Annotated in this window: 12 protein-coding genes and 1 pseudogene; 6 read left to right on the top strand and 7 right to left on the bottom strand. The window is 48.9% G+C overall.

Translation table 11 applies throughout. The annotated features are described in order from the left end of the window. The first annotated feature begins 26 nt into the window (after positions 1 to 26). Positions 27 to 1,466: a carbon starvation CstA family protein gene (locus AC5W14_RS11195; protein ID WP_496194430.1), complete on the top strand. Its 1,440-nt coding sequence runs from the start codon at positions 27 to 29 to the stop codon at positions 1,464 to 1,466. A gap of 40 nt (positions 1,467 to 1,506) precedes the next feature. Here the strand turns inward: AC5W14_RS11195 and AC5W14_RS11190 are convergent, their stop codons facing one another. The 7 genes from AC5W14_RS11190 to AC5W14_RS11160 all read right to left on the bottom strand — a co-directional run bounded on the left by AC5W14_RS11190 (position 1,507) and on the right by AC5W14_RS11160 (position 7,038). Beyond that, positions 1,507 to 1,839 carry a P-II family nitrogen regulator gene (locus AC5W14_RS11190; protein ID WP_496057830.1) on the bottom strand — a complete coding sequence of 111 codons (333 nt, stop codon included), beginning with the start codon at positions 1,837 to 1,839 and terminating at the stop codon, positions 1,507 to 1,509. Further along, the gene (locus AC5W14_RS11185) at positions 1,826 to 2,581 is read right to left on the bottom strand and encodes a DUF1538 domain-containing protein (RefSeq protein ID WP_496194429.1); all 756 of its coding nucleotides are present in this window, start codon (positions 2,579 to 2,581) and stop codon (positions 1,826 to 1,828) included. The genes AC5W14_RS11190 and AC5W14_RS11185 overlap by 14 nt, the downstream gene beginning before the upstream one ends. Then, positions 2,574 to 3,254, bottom strand: coding sequence for a DUF1538 domain-containing protein (locus AC5W14_RS11180; RefSeq protein WP_496194428.1), 681 nt, complete (start codon positions 3,252 to 3,254; stop codon positions 2,574 to 2,576). The genes AC5W14_RS11185 and AC5W14_RS11180 overlap by 8 nt, the downstream gene beginning before the upstream one ends. 134 nt (positions 3,255 to 3,388) lie before the next feature. After that, the gene (locus AC5W14_RS11175) at positions 3,389 to 4,105 is read right to left on the bottom strand and encodes a FadR/GntR family transcriptional regulator (RefSeq protein ID WP_496057833.1); all 717 of its coding nucleotides are present in this window, start codon (positions 4,103 to 4,105) and stop codon (positions 3,389 to 3,391) included. Between the two features lie 59 nt (positions 4,106 to 4,164). Beyond that, positions 4,165 to 4,869 carry a LutC/YkgG family protein gene (locus AC5W14_RS11170; RefSeq protein ID WP_496194427.1) on the bottom strand — a complete coding sequence of 235 codons (705 nt, stop codon included), beginning with the start codon at positions 4,867 to 4,869 and terminating at the stop codon, positions 4,165 to 4,167. After that, complete coding sequence (locus AC5W14_RS11165; protein WP_496194426.1) at positions 4,869 to 6,293, bottom strand: LutB/LldF family L-lactate oxidation iron-sulfur protein; 1,425 nt, start codon at positions 6,291 to 6,293, stop codon at positions 4,869 to 4,871. Before AC5W14_RS11165 ends, AC5W14_RS11170 begins: the two co-directional genes overlap by 1 nt. Before the next feature lie 25 nt (positions 6,294 to 6,318). Further along, a complete protein-coding gene (locus AC5W14_RS11160) occupies positions 6,319 to 7,038 on the bottom strand; it encodes a (Fe-S)-binding protein (RefSeq protein ID WP_496194425.1) in 720 nt (239 codons plus the stop codon). A gap of 260 nt (positions 7,039 to 7,298) precedes the next feature. Between AC5W14_RS11160 and larA the strand changes: the two genes are divergently transcribed. From larA to larC, 5 genes and pseudogenes are all read left to right on the top strand, one after another. After that, the gene (larA, locus tag AC5W14_RS11155; RefSeq protein ID WP_496194424.1) at positions 7,299 to 8,555 is read left to right on the top strand and encodes a nickel-dependent lactate racemase; all 1,257 of its coding nucleotides are present in this window, start codon (positions 7,299 to 7,301) and stop codon (positions 8,553 to 8,555) included. Between the two features lie 32 nt (positions 8,556 to 8,587). Continuing rightward, positions 8,588 to 8,794 (top strand): annotated as a pseudogene (locus AC5W14_RS11150) (ATP-dependent sacrificial sulfur transferase LarE); the annotation flags it as partial. 20 nt (positions 8,795 to 8,814) lie between these two features. Next, entirely contained in the window at positions 8,815 to 9,537 is a 723-nt protein-coding gene (gene larE / locus AC5W14_RS11145) for an ATP-dependent sacrificial sulfur transferase LarE (RefSeq protein WP_496194423.1), read from the top strand. Positions 9,538 to 9,558: 21 nt separating this feature from the next. Further along, the gene (gene larB / locus AC5W14_RS11140) at positions 9,559 to 10,236 is read left to right on the top strand and encodes a nickel pincer cofactor biosynthesis protein LarB (protein ID WP_496194422.1); all 678 of its coding nucleotides are present in this window, start codon (positions 9,559 to 9,561) and stop codon (positions 10,234 to 10,236) included. Further along, entirely contained in the window at positions 10,233 to 11,426 is a 1,194-nt protein-coding gene (gene larC, locus AC5W14_RS11135) for a nickel pincer cofactor biosynthesis protein LarC (protein ID WP_496194421.1), read from the top strand. Before larB ends, larC begins: the two co-directional genes overlap by 4 nt. Positions 11,427 to 11,475: the final 49 nt, after the last annotated feature.

Here is an 11,475-nt window from a genome sequence, read left to right as displayed (position 1 = left end):
ATTCTATTGTCTGGAGGCTTGTCGTCATGATTACATTCTTTGTGTCTATTGCCTTGCTTATCGCAGGGTATATTTTTTATGCTTCATTTGTCGAAAAAGTCTTCGGGATCGATAATAATAAACAGACCCCGGCTTACGAAAATCCCGATGATTCCGATTATGCACCGCTCAGCTGGTGGAAAGGCAGCTTAATCCAGCTTTTAAATATTGCCGGCCTCGGCCCGATTTTCGGGGCTCTGCTGGGCGCACTGTATGGCCCTGTCGCCTTTATCTGGATTGTAATCGGATGCATTTTCGCAGGAGCCGTGCATGACTATTTCTCAGGCATGCTTTCGATGCGGAATAACGGCGCCCAGTATCCAACGCTCGTCGGAAAGTATCTCGGAAAACCGATGCAGGTGGGCATTAATATCGTAAGCATCTGTTTAATGATTTTAGTAGCAGCTGCTTTTATTGCAGGTCCCGCACAGCTGATTGCTGAGCTTTCTCCGCTTACATTCGGCATGGCGATTGCTATTATATTTGTTTATTTCTTTTTTGCTTCTGTGCTTCCGGTTAACCGTATTATCGGAAAAATTTATCCTGTACTTGGCGGCATTCTTATCTTTATGGCCGTTTCTATAGCCGGCGCTCTTGTGTTTTCCAGCCAGCCGATTCCGAATCTAACCTTCTCCAATCTTCATCCGGATAACCTGCCGTTGTGGCCGCTGCTTATGGTTACCATTTCCTGCGGCGCCATTTCCGGGTTTCACAGTACGCAGAGCCCGATTATTGCAAGAACGATGAAAAAGGAATCAGAGGGCAGGAAGATTTTCTTCGGTGCGATGATTGCCGAAGGGATTATTGCGCTTATCTGGGCGGCTGCCGGTATGACCTTCTTCGGCGGAACCGACGGACTCGGTGCGGCTCTTGCCAACGGAGGTCCTGCAGGGGCCGTTAACGAAATATCCATTTCTCTGCTTGGCGGACTCGGCGGTATTCTTGCCATACTCGGAGTGATCATTCTTCCGATTACAACAGGAGACACAGCACTCCGCTCCTCGCGGATGATGCTTGCAGAGTTATTAAGCCGCTTTTTCCAGACAAAAGGAAGAAAGGCATTGATCCTGCTGACGATTCCCGTCGTTATCCCTACTATCTTTTTATCGCTGATCGACTACACCTTTTTATGGAGATACGTAGGATGGACAAATCAGCTTGTCGCTACGGTAATGCTCTGGACAGCCTGCATGTACCTGCTTAAATCCGGGAAATTTCACTGGATCTGCGGCATACCGGCCATGTTCATGACCGCTGTTGTCTGCACCTACATTTTCTACGCACCTGAAGGGCTTGGCATGCCTTACCAGACTTCCATGCTGATTGGAGGCACTCTGACGCTTCTCGTCCTGGCCTGGTACATCAAACAAATTGTCGTTACTAACAAGAAATTGAAAAAAGAAGACAAAATTGCTGAAGCTTCTTAAATAAAAAAGACGAACCCGATATAAACCGGGTTCGTCTTTTTTATTCCGTGCCTTTAATTTTATGGTTTACCCCAAACATCTCCGATACGTTCACGACAAATCCTATTCCTGTACCATTCTTATTCATATCCACTGCCTCGGTAACCGAATCCACCACATCCCGGCGGATCGATTCAGGCACGATGATAAGCACAATTTCTTTTTCAGGCTCGATATTAATACCGAGTCTCTTTGTGCCTTCATGTACGCCGGATCCTCTGCCGTGAAAAACGGTCGCTCCTTCCGCACCGGCTTTTTTGGCACTTTTAATCACCTTCGATGCTTTGCCTTTCGGTACAATCACCGTTACAAGCTCCATATTAGTTGGATTCATTTTCATTATCCTCCTGTCCGTTCTTTTGTTTAAATAGGATACCTAATACAATAACTGCCAGAATTGGAGCCAGCGCAACGAGCGCCACTAAACCAAATCCTTCCATTACCGCACTTTCTCCATCTCCCAGTTCACCGGCAACGCTGATTGCCATGGCGAGAATAAAAGTAACGGTCATCGGTCCGGTCGCAACTCCTCCTGAATCAAAAGCAATCGATACAAAGCGTTTATCCGTTACAAAGGCGAGGCCTAAAGCAAGGATATATCCCGGCAGAAGTATCCACCACAATGGAAACCCTATCAGAATCTGCGTCATGGCTACTGCCACAAGAAGTCCGACACCAATAGAAAGCGTAAGCAGGAGGACTTTTCCACGTATAGAACCACCTGTCTCCTCTTCTACTTCATACGTCAGCACTCGGACAGCCGGTTCCGCGGAAGTAGCTACAAAACCAAGCAGAAAGCCTGTTGGAATCAGCCAGTATTTATAATCGCCGGATGCCATTTCAGAACCAACGTCCTGGCCTGCCGGGAGAAAGGCTATATTAACCCCCTGCAGAAATAAGCTGAAGCCTACAACCGCCAGAAGAATTCCAATCATTACCCGGACTACTTTCCGAAAATCAATTCGCAATAAGAAAATCATAAAAAGAATCAAGATACCAAGCAGCGGCGCCAATGCTCCCAATACCTCTACTATTTCTTCCAAAAATCCATCAAATATCATCATGTTCTCATTCATAGAAAAATACCCCTAACAGCAGAACAGAGAGAATTGGACCTATAGAAGCCATCGCCACCAGGCCGAAACTGTCTGAAGCTGTTCCTTCTTTGTCGCCCTGGGCTACCGCAGTAATACCCACGCTCAGCGCAATAATAAATGGTACGGTAATTGGTCCTGTTGTTACTCCGCCGGCATCAAATGCGATTGCAATAAACTCTTCCGGTACAAATAACGAAACGATAAATACCGTAATATAAGCGGGAATCAGCATGTATAAAAGCGGAATCTGCAGCAGCTTACGCAAAAAAGCAAGCGCCACAAAAAAACCAACCCCTAAAGCAATCGTTCCAATTAATACGGGTTCGGACACAAATTCTGCTCCCGCATCTTCGATCTGTGTAGCTAAAATCCGTACATCCGGCTCAGCCACCGTTACAACGAACCCGAGCACAAAGCCGGAAACCACAATCCATACCGGTGAAAATTTCTCCGGCAGAATAGCTCCAACGTCTTCACCGATCGGGATTAAGCCAATTTTTGCTCCTGCCAAAAAAAGACCCAGTCCTATGATTACCATCGCCGCCCCAATCATGAACTGAATCATTCCTGCCCAATCAACCGATAATACTACCAGCTGCAGGATAATTACCACTATGGTTACCGGCAGCACAGCGGTAACATTGTCTTTCATTTCTTTCCATACAGTATACAATCCCTTTTCACCTCTTCACTACAGGTCCTTTTCCCTACTCCCATCAGCGTTAAAACGTAATTATTTCACTAAATAAAAACAGGAGCCTCAACTGAGAACTCCTGCTCTTTAATTTATTCTTTTTTTATTCCCTGGATCATGGTCGATTCTACATTCGTTAAATGCTCCAGCATTTTTTCGCGGGCCGCCGCCGCGTCCCCGCTTTTGACCGCCTCGTAAATATTTTCATGCTCTTCATAGAGACGCTGTAATGTTTTTTTCTCTGAATACAGCCAGATTCTACGGGTTTCGAACATTGTTTTTTGAAGCGTGTCAGAGAGCTGGTGCATCATATCTATCATAATCGTATTACCGGTACCGGAAGCAAGGGCCAGATGAAAGGCCATATCTGCTTTTTCGCCGAGATTCTCTCCGCCGGAAGCCCGCTTCATTCCATCCAATGCCGCTTCGAGCGACTTCAGATGTTCTTCTTTTCTATTCAGGCTGGCAAGCTCAGCCGCTCCTACTTCTATGATCTTGCGAATTTCAAACAGTTCCATCATTTCTTTTTTGGAGATGATGCGCTCTGCTTTCATGGGATCGACTACGCCTGAGAAATCATACTTATTTACAAACGTGCCGTCTCCCTGCTTAATTGTTACAATACCGACCGCCCGGAGCGCGCTCAGCGCCTCCCGGACGGCTGAACGGCTGACCTGGAACTGACTGGCAAGCTGAACTACCGAATCCAGCTTTTCGCCGGGCTGCACGTCGCCGCGCTTGATCATTTCTTCAATCTGCGCCCGTACGATTTCCGATATTTTTTTCGTTTCTATCTGCTTAAATGCCATCCGCCCTTACTCCCTTTTCTGTTGGTTACTCAAAAGTATATCACAGAAAAAATGCTGTTCTACATATCATCGACCAATATATAGCAGGCACGAACCGGTCCATGGACGCCAACGACAAGATTCATTTCGATATCGGCGCTGTTGCTTGGTCCCGATACGAAATTTATACAGGAAGGGATGCGTTCCCCATTTTCTACACGCCGGTGAATTTCTCCGGCAGCCTGGGTTATTCTCGGTACAATCGTACTATAGGGAATAATAGCAATATAATACGTTGGAAGCAGGCTGACCGACTGGCCTCTTCCTCCGCCGTTCATTAACACGACAGTACCGGATTCCGCCAGCGTATAATCTGAAAAAGTAATGCCTGCCTCTGCCTGTTCGGTGATACGGATATTATCCTCATCCGGTCCGCTTCCCCAGATCGTCATATTAGGACGCTGCAGGAACGTTTCCAGGCCGTATTCTATAAACCTGGGGTCATCCCAGGCCACGGCCTTATCCACTTCATATTCTTCCATTACTTCTTCGAGTGCCTTTTCCAATCCGGCTTTATTCGTTTCCTTTACATCGGTATGAATGGCAAGGCACTGGTCTTTTAACACGTCCACCATCTCTTTTGTCGTCGCCCCGCGAAGGATATCGTATTGCGGGCTGTGTTTATAGTCAGGACGCGTTACCCCGGTAGAGCGGCGTTCCCTGCCCAATTTGTCTGCAATGTTCTGAAGAAAAGTCTCCTGGTTCTGTACCGTTCCTTTTGCCATTACGACTCCTCCTTCTCCCGGCTTTTAAACCATTTGCGAAACGTTTCTTTTTCCGGTACCGGGAAATCCCTGGCATTCGTCCAGTCTTTTAACGGGCCCGGCCCCTTTTCTATTTTTCCATTTTTAGAGAACGGGGACATCATCGCCGGAGCGGCCTGTTCTGCCATATGGAAAAGCGCCGGAGAACTGGCAAGCATGCCGAACCCTTTCATAGCGAATCGTTCCGGCAGTGTCGTCATTTTTTCCTGTTCGGTGATTACTTTCCGGTGTTCAATCAACAGCTCGTGCAGCGGGATTTTCACGGGACAGGCGTCTGTACAGGCGGCACAAAGACTCGAAGCATAAGGCAGATCTTTATGGTCATCGTAGCCTTCCAAGAGCGGTGTCAGCACAGCGCCGATCGGCCCTGGATAAATGGAGCCATAGGAATGGCCGCCGACATGGCGGTACACCGGACAAACGTTAATGCAGGCCGCACAGCGGATACAGTGCAGAGCCGATTGAAAAGCGGTGCCAAGGATATTGGATCTTCCGTTATCCACAATTACTAAATGAAATTCTTCCGGACCGTCCAGGTCTCCTTCTTCCCTCGGTCCGCTCAATCCAGTCACATAGCTGGTCAGCTTCTGGCCGACCGCGCTGCGGCAGAGCATTGTTACAAGAACCTCCAGCTCTTCCCAGGTCGGCACAATACGCTCCATCCCCATTACGGCGATATGGGTTTTCGGGATGGTTGTCGACAGCCGGGCATTTCCTTCATTGGTAACAAGAGCCACACTGCCTGATTCTGCTACTGCGAAATTACAGCCGGTTACGCCGATATCGGCGGTCAAAAACTCCTCGCGGAGCTGTTCCCTCGCGAACTGGGCCAGTTCTTCCGGCTTGGACGTTTTATCGTATCCTTTTAAATTGGCAAACGTTTCTCTAATCTGCTCTTTGTTCTTATGAAGTGCCGGCGTCACGATATGGGAAGGCGGATCATGATCGTCGAGCTGGAGAATGTATTCTCCGAGATCGGATTCAATCACTTCGCAGCCCACGCTTTCAAACGCTTCGTTCATACTGATCTCTTCTGTCACCATTGATTTTGCTTTAATGACTTTTTTAGCCTGCTTGTCCTGTGCAATCTTTTTCACGTAATCGTTGGCTTCTTCTCCGGTGGAGGCAAAAAAGACGTGACCGCCGTTTTTTACTACATTTTCAGTCAGCTGCTCCAAATAAAAGTCGAGGTTTTCCAGCGTATGCTCCCGAATTTCCTCGGACAGCTCCCTCCACTGTTCCCAATGGCCGAGCTGCTCTTCCGCTTTTGCCTTGTTGGACTGAAAACGAGCCTGCGCAGAACTGACAGCGTCCCGCATAAATGTGTTGTCGATTCCCTTCTGGACTCGTTTGTCAAAAGAACGTTCACCTATTTTCATCGGCATGAGGCATTCCTCCTTTATTTTTTTCTTATTCTTTGCTGTTAAGTACCTGGGCGATATGCATAATTTTGACCGGTTTTCCGCCGCGCTGCAGCTTTCCGCCGATATTCATTAAACAGCCGGAATCAGCGCCGATCAGTATTTCTGCTCCTGTTTCCTCTACGTGTTCTACTTTTTCTTCTACCATCTGCTCGGAAATGGCACCCATTTTCACGGCAAATGTGCCGCCAAATCCGCAGCAGTCGCTTTTATTGGGAAGTTCATGAAGCGTCAGCCCTTCGACGTTGGAAAGCAGCCGGAACGGTGCTTCCGTCTCCCGGATAAGACGTGACATGTGACAGGAAGAATGATAGGTCGCATTGGCATGCAGAACCGCTCCTGTGCTTTCCACCTTGAGCACCCGGACAAGAAACTGGGTAAACTCGTACGTTTTTTCTCTCAGTTCCCGGGCCCGTTCCTTCCAGGCGGGATCGTCTTCCAGCAGGTGCTCGTATTCCCGGAACATAGCGGCGCAGGAGCCGGATGGGGCTACTACATATTCTGCTGCGTCGAAGGTTTTGATCATATGCTTCGCTGCTTTTTTTGCTTCTTTATGATAGCCGCTGTTGTATGCCGGCTGCCCACAGCACGTCTGAGCATCCGGGAAGTCCACTTCACAGCCGTTTCTTTCCAGGATTTCCACCACATCTTTTCCTACGCCGGGATAAAATACATCACCAAGACAGGTAATAAATAAAGATACTTTCATTTCTTTCTCTCCCTCACTGCATATTTAGTGATATGGTCATCTGATGACTATTATTGTAAGTGTTTTCATCATACAAAATTTTGTTGCATGTTTCAACGATTATTATTATTCTTTGTGTGATCTGCTCATCTGATCAATATTCCCTGTACTATTCCGCTCTGGTGTTGGTATCATAGAAGATACTACAGGGATTTTTATTTTTTATTATATATGTAACCGTTATCTTATACTATTCAGACGATAATGAAGGAGGATTTACTATGCAGACTTCTCTACTTTATGGAAAACAGCATCTTGAGGTGAATGTGCCGGATGATGCATTTATTATAGAACCAAATCACCTGCCGGCTTTGGACGATCAGAAACAAGGCGTTCGGGATGCCCTGCGCGACCCAATAGACACGCCGCCCCTGAAATCAATGGCCACAGCCTCTGACAAAGTAGCTATTGTAATCAGCGACATTACCCGGCCGACACCAAATCATATTCTCGTTCCGCTTCTTATTGAGGAACTGGCGCATATTCCCCATGAGCAGTTTGTTATTATCAACGGCACCGGCACCCACCGGGACCAGACAGAAGAAGAGCTTGTCGGAATGCTTGGCCGGTGGGTCGTTGATAACATCCGGATCATTAACAATCACTGCCATGAAAAAGATGAGCTTGTTAACTTAGGACGCAGCACATTCGGCTGTGATATTTATTTAAACAAGGAATACGTAGAGGCAGACTTCCGTATTAATACCGGATTTATTGAACCGCACTTTTTCGCCGGCTTCTCCGGCGGCCCTAAAGGCATTATGCCTGGAATAGCCGGGATTGAAACCATTATGACCTTCCACAACGCCCGGATGATCGGGGATCCTAAATCCACCTGGGGCAATATGGAGGATAATCCGGTTCAGAATATGACGAGGGAAATTAACCGCGTCTGCCCGCCTGACTTTCTTTTGAACGTCACGCTCAACGGGGACAAAGATATTACCGGCGTCTTTGCGGGGGAGCTGTTTGCGGCGCACGAAAAAGGCTGTGCTTTTACAAAAGAACATGCGATGATTCAGTGCGAAGAGCGCTTTGACGTTGTTATTACCACGAACTCCGGCTATCCACTTGACCAGAATTTATACCAGGCGGTTAAAGGCATGAGCGCTGCCCAAAAAATAGTAAAAGAAGGCGGAGCCATTATTGTCGCAGCAGAATGTTCGGACGGCATCCCCGACCATGGCAACTTTGCGGAAATTTTCAGTATGGCCGACAGTCCGCAGGGCCTGCTCGACATGATCAACGATCCGGAATTTAAAATGTTTGACCAGTGGCAGGTACAAAAGCAGGCGGTCATTCAAGTATGGGCAGATGTATACGTTCATTCCAAGCTGAGCAACGAACAGATTGAACAGACGATGCTTAATCCGTGCAATGACATTGAACAGACGCTTGCAGATTTAAAGCAGAAGTACGGACCTGACATGAGTGTCGCGGTGCTCCCGCTCGGCCCGTTAACGATCCCGTACGTGTAACCTTCTATTTTAACTAAAGGAGAGATCCATACATGATTGAAAAAAAGCTGGAAACGCTTGAATCCATTCTTCTGGAAATGAAAAGCGTCGTGGTCGCTTTTTCCGGCGGTATCGACAGCACCTTTCTGCTGCACGTGGCCAACCGGACGCTCGGACGCGACAATGTGCTTGCGGTCACCGCCGATTCGGAAACGTTTCCGGACCGGGAACTGGCTGATACGAAAGAGCTTGCCGCCCATCTGGACGCAGCCCATGAGANGTGGCCAACCGGACGCTCGGACGCGACAATGTGCTTGCGGTCACCGCCGATTCGGAAACGTTTCCGGACCGGGAACTGGCTGATACGAAAGAGCTTGCCGCCCATCTGGACGCAGCCCATGAGATTATTTCCACGTCTGAGCTGAACATCCCAGGCTATGTGGAAAACACAAGCAGCCGCTGCTACCTCTGCCGGGACAACCTGTTTGAAAACCTGAAGCCGCTGCTGGAAACACGCCACTATAAAAACATTGTCTTCGGCCTGATCGCCGATGACATGGGCGAGCACCGGCCCGGTATTATTGCAGCCAAAGAGCACGGCGTCCGCGGCCCGCTTCAGGAAGCGGACTTATACAAAAGCGAAATCCGGGAGCTTTCGAAGGATATGGGCCTCCCGAACTGGAACAAGCCGTCCTATGCCTGTCTGGCTTCCCGGATTGCCTACGAAGAGACCATTACGATCGAAAAGCTGAACCGGGTGGATGCGGCCGAACAGTACATTCGTGAACTCGGCATGGCTCAGGTCCGGGTCCGCTCGCATGACGAAATAGCCCGTATCGAAGTAACACCTGACGATATGCCAAAGCTTGCCTCCCTGCACGGCAGCATTTCCGAAAAGCTGGAATCGCTGGGATTCAAGTTCGTCACAATGGACCTTGCCGGTTACAAAAGCGGGAGCATGAATAAATCATTATCCTTATCTTCTCCTGTTTCCATTGACTAAAGATATAAAGGAGACTGCTTGATGACATTTGAAGATCTTGGCCATACCAAAGTCGATTACGACAGGGAAACCCGGAACGGCTATCCGGAAATCATTTACGGGGAAAGCAAAACGGCCGTTCAGACAGCCGCGATTATAGAAAAGCTGCTGCAGGCCCACGGCCGGGCGATGGCTACACGGATGTCTCCCGAAAAAGCCGGGGAAGTGCTTGCCATTCATCCCGAAGGTACGTATAAAGAAGCATCGCGTCTTCTCATTTACGGGGAACCTGCTGTCGTACACAAAGGAAAAGTTATGATTGTATCTGCCGGTACATCAGACCTGCCGGTTGCTGAAGAAGCAGAATGGACGGCCAAATGGCTCGGGTGTGAGACCGAAACCATTCACGATGTAGGGGTAGCCGGCATTGATCGGCTGCTTTCCTATCGAAACGTTCTCCAGGAAGCATCTGTCGTTATTACTGTAGCCGGCATGGAAGGAGCACTTCCAAGCGTCGTCTGCGGGCTTGTGAAACGTCCGGTCCTTGCCGTACCGACCTCGGTCGGCTACGGGGCCCATTTTGACGGCCTCACCCCGCTTCTCAGTATGCTGAGCTCGTGTTCTTCCGGAATGAGCGTCGTCAATATTGATAACGGATTCGGTGCCGCCTACCAGGCCGCCATGATTTTGAAACTGGCATCGGAAGGAGCTCCCTCATGAAAACAATCTATCTGGACTGTATCTCCGGGATCTCGGGCGACATGACGCTGTCCGCCCTGATTGACCTCGGTGCCGATATTTCCTATATTCGAACCGAACTGGAGAAGCTTCCGCTCGATGCCTTTACGATGGAGATCGTACCGGTTATCAAGCAGGGCATTTCCGCTGCTTATTTACAGCTCGATATTGAAGAATCCCATCACCATCATCATGACCATGATCATCAGCACCGGAAAGCGGCGGATATTCTGCAGATGATCGAGCAGAGTGAGCTTGCGGAGCGTGTAAAAGACAGGAGCCGGCTTGTCTTTGAACATATTGCAGAAGCGGAAGGGCATATTCACGGTCTGCCGGCCGCTGATGTTCATTTTCACGAAGTCGGTGCCATGGACTCTATCATAGATGTCATTGGTGTTTGTCTGGCGCTTGAAAGTCTTGATGCCGGGCGGATTATGGCGTCTCCCGTCCCGACCGGACAGGGAAAGGTGCGGATGGCACACGGCCTCTACCCCATTCCGGCACCTGCTACGGCTGAACTACTGACAGGGATTCCGCTTGCTTCCCTCGATGTGGAAGGAGAATTAACGACGCCGACCGGAGCCGGTTTTCTAAAAGCCCTGGCCGATTCCTTCGGCAGCCTTCCCGCACTGCCTCTCCAAAAAATCGGCTACGGGGCCGGCAAAAAGGATTTTTCCCATCCCAACGTGCTGCGTGCTGTTTTGTTTGAAGAACAAGACGTTTCGGAAGAAACCGTCTATACCCTGGAATGCCAGGTGGATGATATATCCGGAGAAGCCCTCGGCTCGACAATGAATCGTTTGTTTCAGGGAGGGGCACTCGACGTTTATTACACGCCGGTGTATATGAAAAAAAACAGGCCCGGCACGCTGCTTACCGTTTTATGCAAATCAGCGGATAAATCTTTGCTGGAATCTATTCTTTTTCGGGAGACGACTACTTTTGGCGTGCGGAGCAGCCAGTGGGAACGCCGTATTCTTTCCCGGCGGTTTGAAACGCTGGACACGGCTTACGGCCCCATATCCATTAAACTTGGGTTTGAAGGCGGCACCCTCTACCAGGCCTCGCCTGAGTATGATGATGTTGAGAAAGCATCCCTCCACGCAGATAGACCATTTGTGGATGTGTATGCAGAAATTAAAAACCTGGCCCAGCAAACCTTTTCGCCTTAATGAAGCGGCTCCTTTTTAACGGAGCGGCTTTTTCTTTTGATATAAAAGA

It is taken from the genome of Sinobaca sp. TMA16-18 (assembly GCF_059510535.1).
The sequence above is the reverse complement of the archived record's forward strand: the minus strand, read 5'-3'. Positions and strand labels throughout refer to the sequence as shown.

Bases quoted from the DNA above. Each gene is read 5' to 3' on its own strand.
- AC5W14_RS11195 (WP_496194430.1), top strand. From the start codon at position 27: ATGATTACATTCTTTGTGTCTATTGCCTTGCTTATCGCAGGGTATATT.
- AC5W14_RS11170 (WP_496194427.1), bottom strand. From the start codon at position 4,869: ATGGCAAAAGGAACGGTACAGAACCAGGAGACTTTTCTTCAGAACATT.
- AC5W14_RS11160 (WP_496194425.1), bottom strand. From the start codon at position 7,038: ATGAAAGTATCTTTATTTATTACCTGTCTTGGTGATGTATTTTATCCC.
- AC5W14_RS11185 (WP_496194429.1), bottom strand. From the start codon at position 2,581: ATGAATGAGAACATGATGATATTTGATGGATTTTTGGAAGAAATAGTA.
- larA (WP_496194424.1), top strand. From the start codon at position 7,299: ATGCAGACTTCTCTACTTTATGGAAAACAGCATCTTGAGGTGAATGTG.
- AC5W14_RS11190 (WP_496057830.1), bottom strand. From the start codon at position 1,839: ATGAATCCAACTAATATGGAGCTTGTAACGGTGATTGTACCGAAAGGC.
- larC (WP_496194421.1), top strand. From the start codon at position 10,233: ATGAAAACAATCTATCTGGACTGTATCTCCGGGATCTCGGGCGACATG.
- AC5W14_RS11180 (WP_496194428.1), bottom strand. From the start codon at position 3,254: ATGAAAGACAATGTTACCGCTGTGCTGCCGGTAACCATAGTGGTAATT.
- AC5W14_RS11165 (WP_496194426.1), bottom strand. From the start codon at position 6,293: ATGCCGATGAAAATAGGTGAACGTTCTTTTGACAAACGAGTCCAGAAG.
- AC5W14_RS11175 (WP_496057833.1), bottom strand. From the start codon at position 4,105: ATGGCATTTAAGCAGATAGAAACGAAAAAAATATCGGAAATCGTACGG.
- larB (WP_496194422.1), top strand. From the start codon at position 9,559: ATGACATTTGAAGATCTTGGCCATACCAAAGTCGATTACGACAGGGAA.